This is a genomic window from Pseudoxanthomonas sp. UC19_8 (assembly GCF_042700505.1).
In the GTDB taxonomy this organism is placed as follows: Bacteria; Pseudomonadota; Gammaproteobacteria; order Xanthomonadales; family Xanthomonadaceae; genus Pseudoxanthomonas_A; species Pseudoxanthomonas_A winnipegensis.
The window spans coordinates 293,651-316,302 of the sequence record NZ_CP170559.1; the positions used below are offsets into that span (position 1 = coordinate 293,651).

A 22,652-nucleotide genomic window follows, 5' to 3' on the forward strand; every position below is an offset into this window, starting at 1 on the left:
GAAGAGCCAGCACCCAGGCCGTCCCCCCAAGAACGACAGTCAGGTCCGCCCCCTACGGACTCCGATACACCACATCATCGATGGCGAAATCCACATCCGCCGGCGGCGGATCGGACACCACCATGAAGGGCTGCTTCACCGCGGTCAGGTCCAGGTCGTAGAAAGCGCTGAAGGGAATCGTCACCTGGTGCCAGTTGCCGTCGCGCACCAGCCCGTAGCTGTTGCCGCCGTTGACGAAGTCCACCCAGCTGTCGCCGAAGGAGGTGTTGATGCCGATCTTGAAGGTGCCGGTGGCGTTGGTCTTCATCTGGAACCTGAGCGAGCCGCCGGCGTAGTTGCTGAAGTTCTTGAAGCCGCTGCTGATCCCCAGCCCGTACCAGTTGTTGGCCGCGGCGTGATACGACATCACCTGGCTGCCCTCATAGGCCGCGCCGTTGTTGGGCGTCAGGTTGTTCCACAGGTACAGGTCGGTGCCGTTGCCGTAGTCCAGCTGGCCGCTCAGGCCCGCGCGCTCGGAGAACAGGCCGAAGGTGCCGGCCGGGGCGGCGTGGTCCGCGCCGATGTACAGCTCCGACCCGGGCGTGTCCTGGTACAGGCGGATGTAGTCCACTTCCATCTTGCCGGGGATGGGCGCGGTGATGCCGGCCACGTCGTGGATGCCCGGGTAGTTGCCGCCGACGGCCAGGTTGAGCAGCAGGAACTGCTGGGCGTGGAACTCCTGCAGCGAGGCGCCCTGGATGTCGGAGATCGCGAACTCGAAGTACTGCTGCCCGTCGATGGACATGCGGATGTAGTTCGCATCCCAGGTCAGCCGGTAGGTGTGGAAATCGTTCTGCAGATCGACCGGGCTGTTGTAGTCGCTGCCGTAGTCGGCCTGCGAGCCGTTGTAGTCCCAGTGCACCGCGGCGCCGACGCGGCGGTTGGCCATGCCGTCGGCGATGGCCTGGGCCGAGCCGGCCTCCATCATGTCGATCTCGCCGCGCGCCGGCCACACGCCGACCGCGCCCAGCATCCAGTAGGCCGGCCACAGGCCATTGCCCACCTGCGGGATCTTGATCCGCGCTTCCAGCGTGCCGTACTTGAAGTGCATGCGGCCCTCGGTCTTCAGCCGCGCCGAGGTGAAGGGCATGCCGCCGAAGTCCTCGCGCCGGGCCTCGATCACCAGATGGCCGTTCTCCACGCGCGCGTTCTCCGGACGGCTGGTGTAGTACTCCAGTTCGGCATTGCCCCAGCCGCAGTTGCCGATCTGGCAGCCGGTGCCGACGTCATAGGTCCATTTGTTGCCATCGATGGCGGTGCCGTCGAAGTTGTCTTCCCACACCAGCGTCTGGGCCTGCACCGCCGGTGTGTAGCTGGCACACGCGGCGCTGAGGATCACGGCGGACGACACCGCCAGGGCACGGAATGAGCGCATGGTCTATCTCCCTTTGGATGATGGCGCGACCGCCTCCGCGGCGGGGCCAGCGCCGACGCTCCTCCGCGTATGACAGCGCTGTCAAAGCCTGTTTTCAGCCATGTGCGAATCCGCGGGCTCTGTCACAGCCACGCGTTCGCAGCGCATGAAGAACGGCGTCGTTTTTGCCGGGTCTTGCTGCATGACAACAGCGATGACACATGCAAGTGTTTGAAGTGGAAGCGTTTACTGGCGCTTTGCCCTGGCCCGGCCATCGCGCAGAATAGGGTTGCGATGTCCGCATCGGGCGGACGTGCAAACGAAGACAGGGACGTCCTGCATGTTGAAGTCCATTTTCGCCGCCGCGCTGCTGTACGCGGTCGCTGTTGCCGCGCCCGCCGCAGAAACACCCGCAAGCGAAGCCTCGGTCAGGGAACTGCTGCAGGTCACCGATGTGCGCACGATGATGCGGTCCATGGAAGACCAGGTCCGGGCCACCATTGGGCAGAGCATGCAGCACGCAGTCCAGGGGCAGGTGCTCAACGACGCTCAGCGCGCCATCGTCGACAAGACCAGCAAGCAGATGGTCGATGTCATGCTGGAACAGATGCGCTATGACGTCATGGAGCCGGAGTACATCCGCCTCTACACCGAGAGCTTCAGCCAGGCCGATGTCGATGGGATGCTCGCTTTCTATCGCTCGCCCGCAGGGCAGAGCATGCTGAAGAAGATGCCAGGGCTGATGAAGAATTCGATGGTCCTGATCCAGCAGCGGATGCAGTTGCTGATGCCGCGGATCCAGAAACTGCAGTCCGAGATGATCGAGCAGCTGCGCGCCGCCAAGTCCGAGGACGCTTCCGGCAAGAAGTGAGGCAGGGGTCGCGGCTGCTCTGCCAGCGGCGGAGACGCCTGAGCTGTCGGGCGCTCTGGGTTGCGTAGCGGGACGGCTGGCCTATTCGATGTTGCACTGCACGCAGCGACTGCCCGCCGCCCGGCTTAGGCTTGCCGGTCCCGAAAAGATTCGCGAGCCATCCATGTCGCTGTCCCGTGCCCTCGTGCTGGCCGCCCTGCTGGCGCTGCTGGCCGCTCCTGCCGTCCACGCGCAGCCGCGCGGGTTCCTGCGCGCGCAGGGCACGCAGATCGTCGATGAGGACGGCAAGCCGGTGATCCTGCGCGGCATGGGCCTGGGCGGCTGGATGCTGCAGGAGGGCTACATGCTGGAGCTGCCCAAGTTCGGCGCCCAGCGCGTGATCCGCCAGCACATCGCCGAGGTGATCGGTCAGGACAAGACCCAGGCCTTCTACACCGCGTGGCTGGACCACCACACCACCAAGGCCGACATCGACGCGATGGGGGCGTTGGGCTTCAACTCGATCCGCCTGCCGATGCATTACGCGCTGTACACGCTGCCGGTCGAGGACGAGCCGGTCAAAGGCCGGCAGACCTGGATCGAGGACGGCTTCCGGCGCACCGACGCGCTGATCGCCTGGACCAAGGCCAATGGCATGGTGGTGATCCTGGACCTGCACGCCGCGCCGGGCGGGCAGGGCAACGACCTCAGCATCGCCGACCGCGACCCGTCCAAGCCCTCACTGTGGGAGGACCCGGCCGCGCAGGACAAGCTGGTCGCGCTCTGGGAGCAGCTGGCGCGCCGCTACAAGGACGAGCCGGCGGTCGCCGCCTACGACCTGATCAACGAGCCGAACTGGGGCTTCACCGATCGCGCCGACGTGCACGGCTGCAAGGAGACCGGCAACGCGCCGCTGCGCGCGCTGCTCGAACGCACCACGCGCGCGATCCGCCGCATCGATCCGCGCCACATGATCGTGCTGGAGGGCAACTGCTGGGGCAGCAACTACGCCGGCGTGCTCGATGCGGGCCTGTGGGACGACAACCTGGTGCTGAGCTTCCACAAGTACTGGGACACGCCCGACCGCGCCAGCATCGCCAGGATGCTGGCGTTGCGTGATCGGCATCGGATCCCGCTGTGGCTGGGCGAGACCGGCGAGAACTCCAACGACTGGTACACCCGCACCGTGGCGCTGGCCGAGGGCCAGGGCATCGGCTGGAGCTGGTGGCCGCTGAAGAAGATCCGCTACAACAACCCGCTGCAGATCGTGCCCAATCCCGGCTACGAGGCCCTGCTGGCCTACTGGAACGGCACGGGCCCCAAGCCCTCGGCGCAGGCGGCCGAGGCGGCGCTGATGCAGTTGGCCACGCACGATGTGGCCTTCGCCAACAACCTGCAGCATCCCGATGTGGTCGATGCGCTGCTGCGCGCGCCGCATTCGGACCGGGCGCGGCCGTTCAAACCGCACCTCGTCGAGGCCGCCGGCGGTGCCTGGTCCGCCGTGGACTTCGATCTGGGACCGGACGGGGTGGCCTATCACGGCCGCACGCCGGCCAACGAATCGAGCGAGCCCGGCGGCCTGGTCTGGAATGCGCTGATGGCCTACCGCAACGATGGCATCGACCTGGGCCGCGATCGCGACGGGCAGCTGCACGTGGCCGGCCTGCAGGCCGGCGAATGGCTGCAGTACACCTTCACCGTCGCCGTTGCCGGCCGCTACGACCTGGCGCTGGACATGCAGGGCGCCGGCAAGGTGGCGCTGGTGCTCAACGGCGATGCGCAGCCGGCCGCGCAGGCCGCCGGCGTGTTCCGGGGGCTGGCGCTGCAGCCGGGCACCAACACCTTGCGCATCCGCTCCGAAGGCAAGGCGTTCGACCTGAAGACACTGCGCTTCACGCCGGCGCGCTGAAGCCTCAGCGCGCTGGCACGCCGTCCTGCCACTGCGGCCAGTGCGCGACGATGTGGTCGACCACGCGCGCGCCGACGGCCTCGATGTTGCGCACGGTCTCGGGGAAGCCGCCGGCGGTCTCGCCCGGCGCGGGGTCCAGGTGCTGCAGCGTGGTCTCGCGCGGATTGCCCTGGTCGAAATTGACCGCGCCGCGCAGGCTGAGGATGCGATCGGTGCCGTGCGTGCGCTGGATCACCAGCGTCAGCGCGGCCGCCTCCATCTCGGTGATGACGTAGTCGTCGGCGCCGTAGAGTTTGGCGATGTACTGCGCCTGCCGCGACAGGCCGGGGCCATGGAAGAAGGTGTCGCCGGTCATGTGCGTGCCGGTGCCCACGAACGGCGCGCGCCGCGCGGCCGCGTCGGGATAGCGCAGGCGATACGCCCGCGCCGCATCGGAATCGGCCAGCGGCACGCCCTGCGACAGCTGCATTGCCCAGCCCACTAGCGCCGGGTTGAGATGGAATACGCGGTAGGCCTCGTAGCCCTTGCGCGGCATGAAGGTCGGCGCGCCGGGCGTGTTCTCCTCCGGCGCCCAGCGATGCCCCAGGTCGTAGTCCACCAGCCAGCTGGCCCAGTTGACCTCGCCGATGGTGCCGCGCTGCGGCGGCGTGCCGCCGACGCCGGTCAGCAGGTAATAGCTATGGGAGAAGTCGAACGCGGGATTGAGCAGGATCGCCTGCATCGAGGCGGCGCTGTTGACCTTGCCCATGCCCAGCACCGCGCCGCACACGCCCTCGGCATTGCAGTAGACCGGATTCAGGGCGCCGGGCACGGCGATGGGTTTGGCGTCGGCCCAGTAGCGTTCGTACCAGTGCTGGAACTCGCCGGCGCGGTCGCCGCTGTTGGCGCCGATCTCGAACATCGCCGCCACGAACACCTTGACCTGGATCGGCGCCGGCGCCGGAGCCGGCGTCGCGGCGCTCGCGCAGAGGCTGGTCAGACCTGCCAGGGCGGTCAGGCAGGGCAACACCACACGGGCGATCAGGGAACGTGGCATCGGCAGGCTCGGACAGGGGAAAGGCGCGCCGGCAGCCCCGGCGCGAGAGCACTCAGGCGCCGCGCAGGCGCAGCGTCAGGCCCTTGAGGAAGGCGCGCAGCAGCTGGTCGCCGCAGGGGCGGTAGTTCTTGTGGTCCGGCTGGCGGAACAGCGCCGAGAGCTCCGGCTTGGACACCGGGAAGCCGGCGGCCTCGAAGATCGCATGCATGTCCACGTCCTTGAGCTGGAAGGCCACGCGCAGCTTCTTCAGCACCAGGTTGTTGGTCACCCGCGTCTCCACCGGGCGCAGCGGCTGGCTCTCGTCGCGGCCGCGGAACTGCACGATCAGCCCGTCCAGCACGTGCGCCAGCAGCGCATCGCTACACGGCGCGAAGCCTTCCTCGTCCTCCTTCTTCAGCGCGGCCTGCAGCTGGGCGCGGTCGATGGAGAAGGCCGGGTCGGCCAGCTGTGCGATCTCGATGAGCTTGGGCTCGCTCAGATCCAGCATGTAGCGCACGCTGCGCAGGACGTCGTTGGTGATCATGGGTGGGGCTCGGCAGCAACGCCGCGTGTGCGGCAATCGCGCATTTTACGTCCTCGCGCGGACCCGCTCGTCACTCGCCTCGGCCGCAACAGCGAGGCCACCGGTCCAACCCCCGTCGTTCCCGCGAGCGCGGGAACCCATGGACGTTCGCACCGAGCGTGGGACCCACGAGCTCCCGGTTCCCCTGGACAACGGCGCCCGTCACCCCTGACCCACAGGCACAGGCCCCGAAAGCGGCCCCAGCGCCCGGAACGCCAGCCGATTGCGACCGGCACGCTTGGCGTCGTACAGCGCCGCATCGGTCGCTTCCAGCAGCGGCGCGGGATCCGGGCCCTCGACCTGCCATGCCGCGCCGACCCCGACGCTGACGGTGACGTAGGGCCCCGGCTCGGGCGCGTTCAATCTGCGCTGTTCGACCGCGGCGCGCAGCGCCTCGGCCATGGCCTGGGCGGCCTGCGCATCGGTGGACGGCAGGATCACCGCGAACTCCTCGCCGCCATAGCGCGCCACCACGTCCAGCGCGCGCGTGCAGCCGGCGGCCAGGGTCTGCGCGACCGCGCGCAGATGGGCATCGCCGACCTGGTGGCCGAAGGCATCGTTGAGGCGCTTGAAATGGTCGATGTCGATCATCAGCAGCGCCAGCGGCTCGCCGGAGCGGCGCGCGCGTTGCCATTCGCGGCTCAGGGCGGCATCGAACTCGCGGCGGTTGGCCAGCCCGGTCAGCGTGTCCACGCGCGCCAGCGCATGCAGCTCCTCGCGTTCGGTCATGGCGCGCAGCTGCAGCAGCACGCTGCGCGCGCCATAGCCCAGCAGTGCGAACACGAAGCCGCCGATCGCCCATTGCGGATGCCGGCCGAGGATCATCGCCGAGGTGGCCAGCACGCTGATCGGCAGCAGCAAGGGGCTGCCGGCGCGCACGATCGAGGCCAGCCGCGGCAGCTGCCAGCCGGGCCGCGCATCGGTCACCGGACGCAGCGCCAGCGACACCAGCAGCAGGAACGGCACGTCGATCAGCACGTCCCACCACACGCCGAAGCGGTCGTCCGGGGGCTCGCCGTGGTTGATGCAGGCCGCCACGCCCAGATAGACCCAGGCGTAGGCGGCCTGGCTGCCATGGAAGTGGCGCTGCGCGGCGGTGCCGCTGGCCAGCCAGCGCAGCACCGAGAAGACGGCGATGAAGGCGTTCTCCGCGTCGAGCATCAGCGCGAGCCGGTTCAGCCCGTCTTCGCTGGCGCCGCTCAGGGTGGCGAAGGTGAAGGTATGGACGAAGAACAGCAGTCCCAGCGCGATCGCCATCAGCGCATCGAGCAGGCGCACCGGCCACGCTTCGCCCTGATGACTGGCCAGGGCGAAGGTCAGCGGCACCCCGTAGAGCACGTACAGCAGGACGCTGGCGCCAGAGGTGGACGAGGTGCTGTCCAGCACCGCGGTCTGCAGCATGTTGACGGCCATGCCGCCGGCCCACAGCAGCAGCGCGATCGCCAGCGCGATCCATCCGCTGGCCGCCGCATTGCCGCGGCTGCGCCACAGGCAGATGGCCGCGGCCAGCAGCGGCGCGCCGAGCAGAAACGCGAACGACACGGTCTCGGCGTGGGCGGGCAGGGCCCACATCGCCGCCGCGTGGATCAACAGATATAGCCAGGGCAGCATGCGCACGCCGTCGGGTCCTCCCCGGGCCTCACCATACGCGGCCGCGAGCGCGGCTCACAAGCCGGTGCGCCAGACACGATGCAGCGTCCCATCGCGCAGACGCGCCCGTCGCCGCCGCGGGCTTAGCATGGCCGCCCCCCGATTCCGCACAGGTGCCTGCATGCCCGATTCCACGATGACCGCCATCGCCATTCGCGACGGCAAGGGCGCAGCCGACGCGCTGCATCCGGTGCAGGTGCCGCGCCCGGTGGCGGGCGAAGGCCAGGTGCTGATCCGTGTGCATGCCGCCGGCATCAACCGGCCGGATCTGCTGCAGCGTCAGGGCCACTATCCGCCGCCGCCCGGCGCGCCGGAGACGCTGGGGCTGGAAGTGGCCGGCGAGGTCGTCACCGGCGCCGGCCGCTGGCAGCCGGGGGACCGCGTCTGCGCGCTGCTGGCCGGCGGCGGCTATGCGCAGTACGTGGCGGTGGACGCGCGTCAGGTGCTGCCGCTGCCGGAAGGCTGCGACTTCGTCCATGCCGCGGCGCTGCCGGAGACGGTGTTCACCGTGTTCGCCAATGTGTTCGAGCATGGCCAGCTCAAGGCCGGCGAACGGCTGCTGCTGCACGGAGCCACCTCGGGCATCGGCGTGATGGCGATCCAGATGGCCAAGGCCGCCGGCGCGCAGGTGCTGGCCACCGCGCGCGGTGCGGACAAGGCCGCGCAGGCGCGCACGCTGGGCGCCGACATCGCGGTGGACACGCGCGCCGGTTCGTTCGTCGAGGCGGCCAAGGCGGCCGGCGGCATCGATGTGTCGCTGGACATGGTCGGCGCCAGCGTGTTCGCCGATACGCTGGCGGTGCTCAACCCGCGCGGCCGCATCGTCTACATCGCCGCCCAGGGCGGCGGCACGCTGGAAGTGCCGATCATGGAGCTGATGCGCCGTCAGGCCGTGCTGACCGGCTCGACCCTGCGCCCGCGCAGCGCGGAAGAGAAAGGCCGCCTGGCCACCGAGATCGAGCGCCGCGTCTGGCCGTGGATCGCGCAGGGCCAGGTGAAGGTGCTGGTCGACCGCACCTTCCCGCTGGAGCAGGCCGCGCAGGCGCATGCCTATCTCGAAGCCGGCCAGCATCTGGGCAAGGTCGTGCTGACGATGGCGTGATCCGATCGCCGCTTCGGCCCGCACCCGACGTGGCATCATCGCCATCCCCCACCGATTCGAATGCGCCCACGCCGCATGGCGTGCGGTGCCTGCACTGAGGAGCGGGGCATGCGGGTAGGCAGGGGGTGGGTGCTGGCGCTGTTGCTGGCGAGTGTGCCGCTGGCGCAGGCCCAGGCGCGGGCCGAACGGCCGGCGCAGGTGCGGATCGTCGAGCGGCCGGAAGGCTTCGTGTTGCTGGTGGATGGCCAACCGTTCTACGTCCGCGGCGCCGGCATGCGCGGCGACGCGCGCGAGCAGGATGCGCTGGCCGCGCGTGGCGGCAATGCCTTCCGCACCTGGCAGACCGGCGCCGACACCGCCCGGGTGAAGGCGATGCTGGACCACGCGCAGGCCAAGGGCCTGAGGGTGGCGATGGGCATCGAGGTCGCGCGCGAGCGGCATGGATTCGATTACGACGACGCCGGCGCCGTGGAGGCACAGCGCGCGCGCATCCGCGGCGAGGTGCTCGCCTGGAAGGACCATCCCGCCGTGCTGATGTGGGTGGTCGGCAACGAGCTGAACCTGGAATCGACCAACCCGCGCGTCTGGAACGCCGTGGGCGCGCTGGCCGACATGATTCACCGGCTCGATCCGAATCATCCGGTGATGACCACCGTGGCGGGCCTGGACAAGCCGCTGGTCGAGGCGATCAAGGCGCGCGCGCCCGCGCTGGACCTGATCGGCATCCAGCTCTACGGCGACCTCGACCGGCTGCCGGAGAAGCTTCGCCAGAGCCAGTGGACCGGCCCTTATCTCGTCACCGAATGGGGACCGACCGGCCATTGGGAGAGCCCGCTCACCGCCTGGGGCGCGCCGATCGAGGACACGTCCAGCGACAAGGCGCGGCTGCTGGCGCAGCGCTACCGCCGGGTCATCCAGGCCGACAAGCGCCAGGGGCTGGGGTCGTTCGTGTTCCTGTGGGGGCAGAAGCAGGAGCGCACGCCGACCTGGTATGGCCTGTTCCTGCCGGACGGCACCACCACGTCGGCGGTGGACACCTTGCAGTGGCTGTGGACCGGCCACTGGCCGCGCAACCGTGCGCCGTCGATCCAGGCGCCGACCATCGACGGGCAGGGCGCGCGCGCCAGCGTCACTCTGGCGCCGGGCAGCGCGCGTACCGCGTCGGCGCCCGCGCAGGATCCTGATGGCGATGCCCTGGACTATCGCTGGACCGTCCTGCGCGAGAGTCAGGCCACCAGCGTCGGCGGCGATCCGGAAACCGTCCCCGCCCAGGTCGATGTGGCCATCAGCGACACGGCCAATGGCGCGATGCGCCTGGTCGCACCGCAGGCGCCCGGCAACTACCGGCTGTTCGTCGAGGTCCGCGATGGCCAGGGACACGCGGCCACCGCCAACCTGCCGTTCCGGGTCGAGCTCATTGCGGAAAAGTGATCCGCACCGCCTCGGCGCTGCGTTCGGCCGGGCCGTGGAAGACCGCCTCGATGTTGTTGCCATCGGGGTCGAGGACGAAGGCCGCGTAATACCCCGGGTGATAAGGCCTCAGCCCGGGCGCGCCGTGGTCGCGGCCGCCGTGGGCCAGGGCGACCTTGTGGAAGGCATCGACCATGGCAGTATCGCGCGCCTGAAAGGCCAGGTGGTGGCGTCCGGTGTGTTCGCCGGTGGCCGCCGGGCTGTCGGCGCTGGAGACGAACAGCTCGTCCGCCCAGAAGAAGCCCGGCCCGGTGCCGCCGATGGGGATGCCCAGCGCGCCGAGCACGGCGCCGTAGAAGTCCTGGCTGGCATGCAGGTCGCGCACGACCAGATGCAGGTGGTCGATCAGGCGGCCGCGGAAGAGTTCCTGCGTTTCCATGGGAGCGCTCCGGCTGCGGTTGAAGTCGACCCAAGGTTTTAGCACCGCCACCGCGGCGGGCCCGTCACGCCGCTGACGGCCAGGACAGCACACGCCGTGTCGCGCTCATTCGTAGAACGCGTCGGATGCGTCGATCTCCAGCCCGTTGGCCTTGGCGTAGGCGACCGCGGCGCGGCACGCGGCCAGCGCGACCGGGTTGTCTTCCAGATGCGACACCGGCGCGCAGCGCATGGTCAGCAGGTCGGCGTCGTGGCACAGCGACGCCGTGCCATCGGCCGTCACGCAGATGGTGTCGTCGCCCGAGGTGACGAAGTACAGCCGTTCGGTATTGCGTCCATAGAGATGGAAAAAAGCCATTGCACTCTCCTTGTGTTGAGCGCTGGCGACCACGGTACAGACCGCGACCGACCAGCCTGTTCAGGAATTCTCACGAACCCCGCCGGAGCCCGAACCGTCATCCAGACTTCACTTCGACGCGACACCATCATGCGACGTTGGCCGACGTTCGCGACATAGGCGCTGAATCGCGTCCCACCCGCCGTTTTTTGCGTCGGTCGCTTCGCCACCCTCGATCTGCCCCTTCGGCACCTCCGCCAGCGGTCGCCATCCGGCCAGCGGGCGAGGCTCGGACGAGCACGCGAGCCTCACGGCAACCCGCGACCGCCGCCGCGCGACTGCCTGCCAGGTCAAGCGAGGCACGCCGCCGTGGCGGCGCAGTCGGCGGCGCCTAGCCGACCTCCGCCAGCGTCGCCCGATCGCGCCCGGCGCGCTTGGCGGCATACATGGCCGCGTCGGCGCGCTGCAGCAGGCCGCGCGTGTCGCGGTCCTGCGGCAGCAGCCCGGTGATGCCGGTGCTGAGCGTGACGCGCAGCTCGGGCAGTCCCAGATCCCGGGCGATCGCATCGAGCGGTTCGCGCAGCGCGTCGATGCGCCGCAGGGCATGCGCCGGCTCGGCGTCGGGCAGCATGACCAGGAACTCCTCGCCGCCCATCCGCGCGACATAGTCCTGGCCACGGAACACCGCGCGCAGGGTCGCGGCCACGCGCTCCAGCACGCGGTCGCCCACGTCATGGCCGTAGCGGTCGTTGATGTCCTTGAAGTGGTCGATGTCCAGGAAGCACACCGTCAGCAGCCGGCCCTCCTGCTGGGCGCCGGCGCGCGCCTGGGCCAGCCGTTCCAGCGCCGCCCGGCGGTTGGGCAGCCCGGTCAGCGCGTCGGTCTGCGCCAGCAGGCGCATCTGATCGCGTTGCTGGCGCAGGCTGCCCAGGCGCAGGGTCAAGGCCATGCTGGCGGTCAGGCCGAGCCAGACGCCGGTCACCATCAGCGTCTCCACTTCCCACAACGCCAGAAGGGTAGGCGCGAACAGCTCAAGCCCGGTGGCGAGCAGCAGTGGCGCCAGGCATGCCAGCGTGATCATCCCGCCGGGTTGTCGGCGGACCAGTGCCAGCACCGCGCGTGCGGCCAGCAGCACGCACAGCGCCACGAAGCCGACGCCATCGAGCAGCCAGATGGTCCGCAGGGCCGCCTCGGGCAGCACCAGCACCACCGCCGACAGCAGCAGGAACGCCACCGAGACCACGCCGGCGAGCCGATACACGCGCGAAGAGGCCTTGCCCGGATCGCGCAGCATGCGCAGGGTCAGGCCGATCATCGCCGTCGGCAGGGCGGCGATCAGCCGCAGCGCCAACGCCTCGTCCAGCGGCAGCCAGGGCCGCGGATAGGTCCACAGCCCGGACAGCAGGGAGATCCACAGCGCGAAGGTCACCGCGCCGATCGCCGCGGACAGGAAGGCGCGCTCGCGCGTGGCGATGAAGGTGAGCAGGCAGGACAGCACCAGCGACAGCACCACCGCCAGGCAGGCCACCCGCATCGAGAAGCGCAGCGTGTCCTGGCGCTGCACCACGGCCGGTTCGCCCAGCATCACGATCGGCCGCCACAGCGGCAGCGCCGCCTGGTCGAACTCGACCTCGATCGGCTGCAGGTTGCCGCGCGGCGGCACCAGCACCGTGCCCATGCCGGTGCGGAAGCGCGAGTCCAGCGTGCGCGCGTCCAGCGGCGTGCCGCAGCGCTCGCGCGTGCCGTGGCGGATCTCCACCTGGCCCTGGTAGATGTTCATCGCCAGCGCCGCCTGCGGCGTGCCCGGCCAGCCGCCGACCGGCGGCGCCAGCGGAATGCGCACATGGCCGGGGCGGTGCTGGTGGCGGCAGGGATCGATGTGTTCCTCGGCCAGCGCCGGCTGGCCGGACACCACGAAGGCCCGCGGCTGCGACGCCGGCGCGCAGGCGGCCAGCCCGAGGACCAACAGCAGGACCAGGCACAGCAGCCGGGGAAGACGCGACGCCAGGTCGGAGGTCATGGGCTTGGCAATAAGCGCCGCCACGCGGCGGACGACCATGGTATCGGCTGGCGCCAGCCGATCTGCAGTCCGGCGTGCGATCCGCATGCGAGCCGGCCCGGTCAGGCCGGCCGGGCTTCGCTCAGGGCTTGGCGGCGGCCCGCGCCGGGAAGGCGAAGGTCGCCACCACCGGGAAGTGATCGGACGGATAGCGGGCGCCGTCGTGGTCGGTCAGCGTGGCCACCGTCAGCGGCTGCAGGCCGCGGTAGAGGATCCAGTCGATGCGCTTGTCCGGCGTGCCGGTGAAGTCGTGGAACGTGCGGTCCGGCCCGCTGCGCGAGGGCGCCGTTTCCCAGCTGTCGTGCAGCAGCGCGGTCAGGGTGGCGTGCGGCGCGGAATCCGGGGTGGTGTTGAAGTCGCCGGTCAGCACGATCGGCTCGTCGGCCGGCAGCGCCTTGAGCCGCTGCGCGATCAGCTGCGCGCACTTCACCCGCGCGGCCTCGTCCTGGTCGCGGTAGGGGAAGTGGGTGTTGTAGAGCACGAAGGTGCGCCCATCGGCGATCCGCTCGAAGCGCGCCCAGGTCACCATGCGCGGCAGCGGATGGCCCCAGCTGATGCTGCCCGGCACCTCCGGCGTATCGGACAGCCAGAAGTTGCCCGAATCCAGCACCTTGAGCGCGTCCTTGCGATAGAACACGCCCATGTGCTCGTCTTCGTCGCCGCCGCGCCGGCCCTGGCCGAACCAGGCGTACTGCGGCAGGCGCGCGGCCAGATCGTCGGCCTGGCGCTTGACCAGCTCCTGGGTGCCCATCACGTCCGGCGCCTGCTCGGTGACCACGCGCGCGAGCAGGTCGCGGCGGTTCTCCCAGCGGTTCTCGTTGGTGTCCGCCGGCGTGCGCACGTTGAAACTCATCACCTTCAGCGTGGCCGGCGCGGCGGCGAAGGCCTGCGCCAGCGGCAGGCCGATGAGCAGCAGGAGCAGCATGCGCGCCTGGCGATGACGTGCAAGCAGCAGGCGGAAGGCGGGAGGCAACAGACGGGACAGGGGCATGGGACCGGAGCAGGCAGCGCGACGGGCGTCATGGTCCGGCAAACGCGCGCCGCGCGAAACGCGGCGAAAGTCGCAAGGCGAAGGCCTACCTCCGGCAGGCAGTCCGCGATTTATTGAACTGGATCACACATTTCCGGCCCGCCGCACCGGCGCGCCGATCACGCGCCCCAGCTGGCGTGGAAGCTGCCCGGCGCATCGACGCGCTCGAAGGTGTGCGCGCCGAAGAAGTCGCGCTGGGCCTGGATCAGGTTGGCCGGCAGGCGCGCGCTGCGGTAGCCGTCGTAGTAGGCGATGGCCGAGGCGAAGCACGGCACCGGGATGCCGGCCTTGACCGCCTTGGCCACCACCTCGCGCAGCGCGCCCTGATAGTCGGCGGCGATCTTCTGGAAGTACGGCGCCAGCAGCAGGTTGGCCAGCTTGGCGTCGGCCGCGTAGGCGTCGGTGATCTTCTGCAGGAAGCGCGCACGGATGATGCAGCCGGCGCGGAAGATGCTGGCGATCTGGCCGTACTGCAGGTCCCAGCCGTATTCGTCCGAGGCCGCGCGCATCTGCGCGAAGCCCTGCGCATAGGACACGATCTTGCTCAGGTACAGCGCCTTGCGCACCGCCTCGACGAAGGCCGCGCGATCGCCGTCGAACGCGGGCGCATCCGGCCCGGCCAGGATCCTGGCGGCGGCCACGCGCTCGTCCTTCAGCGCCGACAGCACGCGGGCGAACACCGACTCGGTGATCAACGGCAGCGGCGTGCCCAGGTCCAGCGCGCTCTGGCTGGTCCACTTGCCCGTGCCCTTCTGCGCGGCGCGGTCGAGCACCTTGTCGACCAGATCGCCCTCGCCGCGATCGTCGCGCTTGCGCAGGATCGTGGCGGTGATCTCGATCAGGTAGCTGTCCAGCTCGCCCTGGTTCCACTGCGCGTAGGTGTCGGCCAGCTCGGCGTTGGACAGGCCGAGCACGTGCTTGAGCACGGCATAGCTCTCGGCGATCAGCTGCATGTCGCCGTACTCGATGCCGTTGTGGACCATCTTGACGTAGTGGCCGGCGCCGTCCGGGCCGATGTAGGCCACGCACGGCGTGCCGTCCTCGGCCTTGGCCGCAATCTCGTTGAGAATCGGGGCGACCAGGTCGTAGGCGTCCTTCGGACCGCCGGGCATGATCGAGGGTCCCTTGAGCGCGCCTTCCTCGCCGCCGGACACGCCGGTGCCGATGAAGTGCAGGCCGGCCTGGGCCAGCTCCTCGTTGCGCCGGCGCGTGTCCTGGAAGAAGGTGTTGCCGCCGTCGATCAGCACGTCGCCCTTGGCCAGCAGCGGCTTGAGTTCGGCGATGACCGCATCGGTTCCGGCGCCGGCCTTGACCATCAGCAGGATGCGGCGCGGGGTTTCCAGCGATTCGACGAACTCGGCCAGCGTATAGCTCGGCACCAGGCCGGCGTCCGGATGTTCGGCCATCACCTCGTCGGTCTTCTCGCGGCTGCGGTTGAAGATCGAGACCTTGTGTCCGCGGCTGGCGATGTTCAGTGCCAGGTTGCGGCCCATGACCGCCATGCCGACCACGCCAATGGGTTGCTTGCTCATATGCGCTCCGATTGCCTGGACGGCACTGCAGGAAGGGGGGCGCGCATGATAACGAGCGCGTCAGGCGATGCATGTCTGCACCGCGCCGCGCGCAACCGCGGTGCCCGCCGAGGCCAAACCGACCGCGCGCTGTCGCGGCGGTGACCATGCGGACAGGCCGCGGCCGGTTTCAGCACGGCTTCAATCCGGCCCGCACAGGCTCCAGGTCACTCTCCCTAGCCGATGCCCACCATGGACTGCCCCGTCTGCAAGACCACCGCGCTGATGATGTCCGAACGTCAGGGCATCGAGATCGACTACTGCCCGCAGTGCCGCGGGATCTGGCTGGACCGGGGCGAGCTGGACAAGCTGATCGACCGGGCCAGCCCGGAGCCGCCCGCGCGCCAGGTCGCCGCGCCGCCTCCGCCGCCGGCCGCCGCCTACGGGGCGCGTGCCTACCCGCGGCATGACCACGATCGCCGCCACCGCGACACAGGCCACGATGGCTATGGTCGCAAGCGCAAAAAGGAGGGCTTTCTCTCCGACCTGTTCGACTTCTGAAGCCGTTTCCAGCCTCGCGCGTCCCGCCTGCGACGTTGGCATGAGGCGAAGCGACCTTCCGGCCTCTTGAACGGCGCGCTGACGGACCGCATGTCATGCTCTGACAGCGTCGCGAATGCTGTTGGATGCGCTAAGTGGTTGATGGCCAAGGACCTGGCGGCAGACGTGAACGGATTTCCAAAAATGAATGCAATGCAACAGATGTCGCGGTAATTGTTCCCTTGGTAGAACGAAGGGAACCATCCCGCGCCTTAGCAGTCCAACCCCCACATTGCTAAAATCGCTGCCATGACCCAGACCTCCGCTGCCACCGCCCTGGTGGCCAACAACCTCCCGATTCCCAGCCCGCTTGGCTCGCTGGACGCCTACATCGGCGCCGTGCACCAGATCCCGGTGCTCACGGTCGACGAGGAGCAGGCGCTGGCCCACCGTTTCCGCGACGAGGACGACCTCGACGCCGCGCGCGAACTGGTGCACTCGCACCTGCGCTTCGTCGTGCACGTCGCCCGCGGCTACAGCGGCTACGGCCTGCCGCTGGGCGACCTGATCCAGGAAGGCAACATCGGCCTGATGAAGGCCGTCAAGCGCTTCGATCCGGACATGGGCGTGCGCCTGGTGTCCTTCGCGGTGCACTGGATCCGTGCCGAGATGCACGAGTTCATCCTCAAGAACTGGCGCATCGTCAAGGTCGCCACGACCAAGGCGCAGCGCAAGCTGTTCTTCAACCTGCGCAAGTCCAAGACCCGCCTGGGCTGGATGAACGCGGCCGAAGTCAGCGCCGTGGCCAAGGACCTCAACGTCTCCGAGCGCGAAGTGGTGGAGATGGAGTCGCGCCTGTCCGGTCGTGACATCGGCTTCGATGCCCCGTCCGACGAGGACGACGATCACGCCCCGCCGTCGCCGGCCGCCTATCTGATGGCCAACGAGGAAGACCCCTCGCAGGCCTACGAGCGCGCCGACAGCGAGGACAACCAGCTTGAGCTGCTGCGCGAAGGCATGGCCAACCTCGACCAGCGCTCGCGCGACATCATCGCCCGCCGCTGGCTGGACGCCGACGCCAAGGTGACGCTGCAGGAGCTGGCCGACGAGTACGGCGTCTCGGCCGAGCGCATCCGCCAGATCGAAGCCAACGCGCTGAAGAAGATGAAGGCGCTGTTTACCGCCTGATTGAGGCCAACGCCTCGATGATCGAAGAGCCCCGCTCCTGGCGGGGCTTTTTTTGTGGTGCTTCGCCGAATCGGGCTCGCTCGGTGATTGAGGGTGCTGACTTCGGGTGGGCAGCGGTCCGGCGGGCGGCGTCCGCTTTTCCCTCAATCAGGGCATCCTGCCCTGACTTAAGGCGCTCGGCATCCTGCCTCGCTAGGCGCGGCCACCGCCCGCCGGCCCGCCGCCTCGCGCGTTGAGTCATAGAGCTTCGATTCAAAGGTGTAAGCGCTCTGCCCCCTCCCTTTCGCCGCAGGCGAAGGGGAGGGCGGGGTGGGGTGCTCTTGCTCTTCGCTTCTGTGGCTTGCCCCCCGAAGGCCCCGACCCCTCCCTATTCTTCCCCTGCGCTGCGTGCAAGAGAGGGAGATCTCGCACGACCGCGCAAACTGCTATCGGTCGGGTCGAGGCGGGTCGGCGGAGGAAGTGCATCGGCTGCGCGGCCAGCCGAAGGACTCGCTTGTTGTGTCGGCGGGCAACGGCCAGGATTAGGACGTCGCAGTCAGCCCTGACAATCGTGTAATCGCAATTTCAAGATTCATTCTCATTTGCTAAGCTGCCGCGCATCCGGTCGCCGCCGCGCGCGGCGACACGCCAAGTCCGTCCTCGTCCTGCACATGCCCGCCTCGCGGGCGTGATCGGTGGTGTGCGGCTTTGCCAGATTCGCCCCAGCCGTCGCCAGGGCATTACCCCTGACCGAGGCTGTTAGAGATGACTCCTGCTGCGCGTCGCACGCTCCGTGCGCCTGTTTTCCGTCCCCTGCGCCTGGCCCTGCTGGCCGCGCTGGCCAGTTCCCTGCCTGCCCATGCGCAGCAGGCCGAGACCGACCAGGACGCCGACACCACCCTGGACACGCTGCACGTCACCGCCGAGCAGATCGCCAAGCAGGCGCTGGGCACCTCGATCATCACCCGCGAGGACATCGAGCGCCGGCCGCCGGCCAACGACCTGTCCGACCTCCTGCGGACCATGCCGGGCGTCAACCTGACCGGCAACAGCGCCTCGGGCGCCTACGGCAACAACCGCCAGATCGACCTGCGCGGCATGGGGCCGGAGAATACGCTGATCCTGATCGACGGCCGCCGCGTGAGCGCGCGCGATTCGGTGCGGATGGGTGTGGCCGGCGAACGCAACAGCCGCGGCGATACCAACTGGGTGCCGGCCGAGGCGGTCGAGCGCATCGAAGTGCTGCGCGGCCCGGCCGCGGCGCGCTACGGCTCCGGTGCGGCCGGCGGCGTGGTCAACATCATCACCAAGCGTCCCACCGGCGACCTGTCGGGCAGCATGACGCTCTACGGCCTGGTGCCCGAGCACAGCGACGAGGGCGGCAGCCAGCGCGCCGGGTTCACCCTGAGCGGACCGCTGGCGCGCGATCTGTCCTTCCGCCTGTACGGCAACCTCAACAAGACCGATGCCGATGCGCCGGACATCAACAGCGCGCATTCCCGCAGCGGCGTCGCCGCCGCCGGCCGCGAGGGCGTGCGCAACAAGGACATCAACGGCCTGCTGCGCTGGGACGCCAGCGACGCGCAGGTGGTCGAGGTGGAGTCCGGCTACAGCCGCCAGGGCAACATCTTCGCCGGCGAATATCTCAACAACTCCAACGCCACCGTGGTCAGCAAGGTCGGCGACGAGACCAATGTGATGACCCGCCGCGATGCGGCGCTGACCCATCGCGGCAAGTGGGACTTCGGCACCTCGCGCCTGACGGTGTCCTATGCGCAGACCGACAACGACCGCATCGCCGAAGGCCTGGCCGGCGGACCGGAGGGTTCGCTGTCGACCACGCCGGTGTGGACCCGTTCGACCCTGCGCGACGTCGCCGCCGACGGCGAGATCAACGTGCCGACCCTGCTCGGCGGCGTGGACAACATCTGGACGGTGGGATTCGAGTACCGCAAGAGCCGGCTGGACGATCCGTACTCGGTCTCGCAGACGGCCCCCGGTGTGGTCGGCATCGACCCGAGCGGCCGCAACGGCAAGACCGCCGAGCAGGTCAGTGCGGTGTTCGTCGAGGACAACCTCTATGCCACCGAGCGGCTGACCCTGACGCCTGGCCTGCGTTTCGATCACCACAGCGCGTTCGGCAACGAACTCAGCCCCAGCCTCAATGTGCAGTACAGGCTGGCGCCGGACTGGCTGATCAAGGGCGGCGTGGCGCGCGCGTTCAAGGCGCCCAACCTGTACCAGGCCAACCCGAATTACCTCTACTACACGCGCGGCAACGGCTGCCCGAGCTACTACGTCGGCGTCGGCACCGGCGGCTGCTACATCCAGGGCAGCGCGGACCTGGATCCGGAGACCAGCATCAACAAGGAGATCGGCATCGAGTGGCTGCCCGACACCGGCTACCACGCCTCGCTGACCTACTTCCACAACGACTACGACAACAAGATCGTGGCCGGCTACAGCGACTACTACCAGACGCCGGGCCGGGCCTTCGTCTATCAGTGGGTCAATGCCTCCAAGGCGCTGGTGCAGGGCGTGGAGGGCAATCTGAAGCTGCCGCTGCTCGGCGATCGCGGCCAGACGCTGAGCTGGGACACCAACCTGACGTGGATGATCGACAACAAGAACGAGGCCACCGGCCAGCCGCTGTCGGTGATCCCCAAGTACACGCTCAACTCGACCCTGGACTGGCGCGCGACCCAGCGCCTGTCCTTCGCGCTGATGGCCACCTTCTACGGCAAGCAGGAGCAGGCGCGGCTGGACCGCAACAACGAGGCGATCTGCGGCGCGGCCGGGCTGCCGGTGTGCGACTCGCTCGGCGCCTACCAGCTGTGGAGCACCAGCCTGCGCTACCGGATCACGCGCGATGTCAGCCTCGGCCTGGGCGTGAACAACCTGGCCGACAAGCGCCTCTTCCGCGAAGGCAGCCGCGCCAGCAGCGCCGGCGCGCAGACCTATAACGAACCCGGTCGCGCGTACTGGGCCAGCCTGCGGTTCGGCTTCTGATGCGCGCGCTCGCTTCCTGCCTGGGCGGCCTGCTGCTGCTCATGTTCGCTGCCGCGCCGGCGCGGGCCCAGCCCGATCTGAGCCGCACCACCGGGCCGACGCTGGCCGACACCGGTTCGCGCGCGTACGCCTTCCATGTGCTCAGGTTCGTCTCGGCCGATGGTCAGCGCCATTACCGCGTGCGCGTGGCCGTGCCGAAGACGCCGGCGCCGGCCGGCGGCTTCCCCGCGCTGTATCTGCTCGACGGCAACGCGGCGCTGATGGAACTGGACGAGGCCGCGCTCGATCGGCAGCGGGTCGGCGGGCATGCGCCGGTGCTGGTCTTCATCGCCACCGACAACGACCTGCGCATCGACAGCGCCGCGCGTTCCTACGACTACACGCCGACGCCGGCCGATGGCGCGCAGGAGGACGCGCTGGGCCGGCGCAGCGGCGGCGCCGATGCGTTCCTCGCGCTGATCGTCGATCAGGTGCGTCCGGCCGTGGCCCGGCTAGTGGCGTTGGACCCGGCACGGCAGACGCTGTGGGGACATTCCTACGGCGGGCTGTTCGCGCTGCATGCGTTGTTCACCCGGCCGCAGGCGTTCGACCGCTATGTCGCGGTGGACGCCTCGCTGTGGTGGGGCAGCGGCCAGATTCTTGAGGAAGCCGCGCGCTTCCAGGCTAAGGCACTGCCGGCGCCGGCCGCCCTGCTGATGCTCAACGGCCGCGGCGCGCAGGAACGCGCCGCGCCGCGGGCCGCCGACGCGGCGCGCAGCCAGGCGATGCAGGCGGCGCGGATGCAGCTGCCCGCCGATGCGCCGGACACGCTGGCCGCGCAGCTGCGCAAGGTGCCCGGGCTCACGGTGGAGCAGAAGATCCTGCCGGGGCTCTCGCATGGGCAGACGCTGGGTGCTTCGCTGCAGCAGGCGATGGATTTTGCTGGCGCGCCGTAGGGAGGGGTGCGCCACTTCCAGCGCGCGTCGTTTCCGCAGAGGCGGGGATCTGGTGCGTGATCGCGTCGCATCCCGGCTTCAGCCGGCGCCCGCAAGCCGCACAGAACTCAACGTCGTCGTTCCCGCGAACGCGGGAACCCAGCGCCTTGGGGGCTTGCTGAGCGAACGTCCATAGGTTCCCGCTTTCGCGGGAACGACGATAGGTGGGTTCTTGCCGCGGAGTTGATGACACGCATCGGCCCGCGCTAAGCGGGCCGATGCGCAGCTCAGTCCGCCGCGCGGCGCGGTTCCGGCGCGAGGTCCTGCACGGCGTGGTCGGGCACGGTCTCGCGCGGGGCCTGGCCGAAGATGATGCGGGCCGCGCGCTGGTAGCTCCAGTACGCCATGGCCCAGTTGACCAGCACCACGAAGCGGTTGCGGAAGCCGATCAGGAAGTACACGTGCGCGGCCAGCCAGAACCACCAGGCCAGCGGCCCGGACAGCTTGAACCGGCCCACGTGCACGATCGCCGCCATGCGGCCGATCGTGGCCAGGTTGCCGTAGTCGCTGTACTTGAACGGCGTCACCGGCTTGCCGGCCAGGCGCAGGCGCAGGCTCTTGGCGATGTAGCGGCCCATCTGCTTGGCCGCCGGCGCCACGCCGGGCACGGGCTTGCCGTCGGTCTGGGTGACGGCGGCCAGGTCGCCGCCGACGAAGATGTCCGGATGGCCCGGCACGCTCAGGTCCGGCCGCACCAGCACGCGTCCGGCGCGGTCTAGCGGCACGCCCAGGCTGCGCGCCAGCGGCGAGGCGGCCACGCCGGCGGCCCACACCACCGTGCGCGCGGCGAAGGTCTGCCCGCCCAGCGTGTAGCCGTGTTCGTCGATGTGGGTCACCGGCGCGCCAGTGCAGACCTCCACGCCCAGCTTCTCCAGCTGCGCGCGCGCCTTGTCGGTGAGGTCCTCGGGGAAGGACGGCAGCACGCGCGGGCCGGCCTCGATCAGGCGCACCCGCGCCTGGGTCGGATCGATATGGCGGAACTCGTGCTTGAGCGTGTGCCGGGCGATCTCGGCCAGGGTGCCGGCCAACTCGACCCCGGTCGGGCCGCCGCCGACGATGGCGAAGTGCAGCCAGGCCGCGCGCTTGGCCGTGTCGGGCTCGGCCTCGGCACGTTCGAAGGCCACCAGCATCTCGCGGCGCAGGCGCAGGGCGTCGTCCAGCGTCTTCAGGCCCGGCGCGTGCTCGGCCCAGGCGTCGTTGCCGAAGTAGGCATGGCCGGCGCCGGTGGCCAGCACCAGCGTGTCGTAGCGCAGGCTGGTGCCGTCGGCCAGCTCGATGGTGTGCGCGTCGGGCAGCAGGCGGGTGACCTCGCCCAGCTGCACCTCGACGTTGCGCTGGTCGCGCAGGATGTGGCGCAGCGGCGCGGCGATGTCCGGCGCGGACAGGCCGGCGGTGGCCACCTGGTACAGCAGCGGCTGGAACAGGTGGTGGTTGTGACGGTCGATCAGGGTGATGCGCACGGGGGCGTCGTCGAGCGCGCGCGCGGCCCACAGGCCGGCGAACCCGCCGCCGACGATGACCAGATGGTGTGTTGAAACAGACATGAGCAACAGACTTGGAAACGGGGGAAGAGACGGGTGCCCATGAGGCACCGCACGCCCCATCCTGTCACAGCCGGGTCGGCCTGGCGCTGAAGTCAATTCAACTTCTTGCTAATACGGCGCCGGATACGCCG

At 69.5% G+C, this 22,652-nt stretch carries 18 protein-coding genes; 8 read left to right on the plus strand and 10 right to left on the minus strand.

From position 1 onward, the window contains the following. Positions 1–52 precede the first annotated feature (52 nt). Entirely contained in the window at positions 53–1,414 is a 1,362-nt protein-coding gene (locus tag ACFJIT_RS01305; protein WP_379654777.1) for a family 16 glycosylhydrolase, read from the minus strand. Positions 1,415–1,733: 319 nt separating this feature from the next. Here ACFJIT_RS01305 and ACFJIT_RS01310 point away from each other — a divergent pair, with 319 nt between their 5' ends. Then, complete coding sequence (locus ACFJIT_RS01310; protein WP_130516745.1) at positions 1,734–2,264, plus strand: DUF2059 domain-containing protein; 531 nt, start codon at positions 1,734–1,736, stop codon at positions 2,262–2,264. 163 nt (positions 2,265–2,427) lie between these two features. Further along, positions 2,428–4,152 (plus strand): cellulase family glycosylhydrolase, encoded by a 1,725-nt coding sequence (locus tag ACFJIT_RS01315; RefSeq protein WP_379654778.1) that lies wholly within the window; start codon positions 2,428–2,430, stop codon positions 4,150–4,152. Positions 4,153–4,156: 4 nt separating this feature from the next. Here the strand turns inward: ACFJIT_RS01315 and ACFJIT_RS01320 are convergent, their stop codons facing one another. From ACFJIT_RS01320 to ACFJIT_RS01330, 3 genes are all read right to left on the minus strand, one after another. Then, on the minus strand, positions 4,157–5,188 hold the full coding sequence (locus tag ACFJIT_RS01320) for a purine-nucleoside phosphorylase (RefSeq protein WP_379654779.1): 1,032 nt from the start codon (positions 5,186–5,188) through the stop codon (positions 4,157–4,159). 52 nt (positions 5,189–5,240) lie between these two features. Continuing rightward, entirely contained in the window at positions 5,241–5,711 is a 471-nt protein-coding gene (locus ACFJIT_RS01325; RefSeq protein ID WP_130516751.1) for a DUF1456 family protein, read from the minus strand. A gap of 201 nt (positions 5,712–5,912) precedes the next feature. Further along, positions 5,913–7,361 carry a GGDEF domain-containing protein gene (locus ACFJIT_RS01330; RefSeq protein ID WP_379655684.1) on the minus strand — a complete coding sequence of 483 codons (1,449 nt, stop codon included), beginning with the start codon at positions 7,359–7,361 and terminating at the stop codon, positions 5,913–5,915. Positions 7,362–7,521: 160 nt separating this feature from the next. Here ACFJIT_RS01330 and ACFJIT_RS01335 point away from each other — a divergent pair, with 160 nt between their 5' ends. Continuing rightward, on the plus strand, positions 7,522–8,502 hold the full coding sequence (locus ACFJIT_RS01335; protein ID WP_379654780.1) for an NAD(P)H-quinone oxidoreductase: 981 nt from the start codon (positions 7,522–7,524) through the stop codon (positions 8,500–8,502). A 108-nt stretch (positions 8,503–8,610) separates the two neighbouring features. After that, entirely contained in the window at positions 8,611–9,933 is a 1,323-nt protein-coding gene (locus ACFJIT_RS01340; protein WP_379654781.1) for a glycoside hydrolase family 2 TIM barrel-domain containing protein, read from the plus strand. Here the strand turns inward: ACFJIT_RS01340 and ACFJIT_RS01345 are convergent. The 5 genes from ACFJIT_RS01345 to gndA all read right to left on the minus strand — a co-directional run bounded on the left by ACFJIT_RS01345 (position 9,917) and on the right by gndA (position 15,308). Continuing rightward, positions 9,917–10,351 (minus strand): VOC family protein, encoded by a 435-nt coding sequence (locus ACFJIT_RS01345; protein WP_379654782.1) that lies wholly within the window; start codon positions 10,349–10,351, stop codon positions 9,917–9,919. The genes ACFJIT_RS01340 and ACFJIT_RS01345 overlap by 17 nt on opposite strands. Before the next feature lie 105 nt (positions 10,352–10,456). After that, positions 10,457–10,708: a hypothetical protein gene (locus ACFJIT_RS01350; protein ID WP_130516760.1), complete on the minus strand. Its 252-nt coding sequence runs from the start codon at positions 10,706–10,708 to the stop codon at positions 10,457–10,459. A gap of 370 nt (positions 10,709–11,078) precedes the next feature. Continuing rightward, positions 11,079–12,707 (minus strand): GGDEF domain-containing protein, encoded by a 1,629-nt coding sequence (locus tag ACFJIT_RS01355; protein ID WP_379654783.1) that lies wholly within the window; start codon positions 12,705–12,707, stop codon positions 11,079–11,081. Positions 12,708–12,828: 121 nt separating this feature from the next. Continuing rightward, complete coding sequence (locus ACFJIT_RS01360; protein WP_379655685.1) at positions 12,829–13,731, minus strand: endonuclease/exonuclease/phosphatase family protein; 903 nt, start codon at positions 13,729–13,731, stop codon at positions 12,829–12,831. Between the two features lie 164 nt (positions 13,732–13,895). Then, positions 13,896–15,308 carry an NADP-dependent phosphogluconate dehydrogenase gene (gene gndA, locus ACFJIT_RS01365; protein ID WP_379654784.1) on the minus strand — a complete coding sequence of 471 codons (1,413 nt, stop codon included), beginning with the start codon at positions 15,306–15,308 and terminating at the stop codon, positions 13,896–13,898. Between the two features lie 231 nt (positions 15,309–15,539). Between gndA and ACFJIT_RS01370 the strand changes: the two genes are divergently transcribed. The 4 genes from ACFJIT_RS01370 (at position 15,540) to ACFJIT_RS01385 (ending at position 20,938) form a co-directional block, all read left to right on the plus strand. Then, the gene (locus ACFJIT_RS01370; protein WP_337054648.1) at positions 15,540–15,848 is read left to right on the plus strand and encodes a zf-TFIIB domain-containing protein; all 309 of its coding nucleotides are present in this window, start codon (positions 15,540–15,542) and stop codon (positions 15,846–15,848) included. Between the two features lie 288 nt (positions 15,849–16,136). Beyond that, the gene (gene rpoH, locus ACFJIT_RS01375) at positions 16,137–17,015 is read left to right on the plus strand and encodes an RNA polymerase sigma factor RpoH (RefSeq protein ID WP_130516770.1); all 879 of its coding nucleotides are present in this window, start codon (positions 16,137–16,139) and stop codon (positions 17,013–17,015) included. A 744-nt stretch (positions 17,016–17,759) separates the two neighbouring features. After that, positions 17,760–20,003, plus strand: a complete 2,244-nt coding sequence (locus ACFJIT_RS01380) for a TonB-dependent siderophore receptor (protein ID WP_379654785.1) — start codon at positions 17,760–17,762, stop codon at positions 20,001–20,003. Continuing rightward, positions 20,003–20,938 carry an alpha/beta hydrolase gene (locus ACFJIT_RS01385; protein ID WP_379654786.1) on the plus strand — a complete coding sequence of 312 codons (936 nt, stop codon included), beginning with the start codon at positions 20,003–20,005 and terminating at the stop codon, positions 20,936–20,938. The genes ACFJIT_RS01380 and ACFJIT_RS01385 overlap by 1 nt, the downstream gene beginning before the upstream one ends. Positions 20,939–21,204: 266 nt before the next feature. On the opposite strand, the gene ACFJIT_RS01390 is transcribed toward ACFJIT_RS01385, so the two are convergent. Further along, positions 21,205–22,521, minus strand: a complete 1,317-nt coding sequence (locus tag ACFJIT_RS01390; protein ID WP_379654787.1) for an NAD(P)/FAD-dependent oxidoreductase — start codon at positions 22,519–22,521, stop codon at positions 21,205–21,207. Between the last annotated feature and the right edge of the window lie 131 nt (positions 22,522–22,652).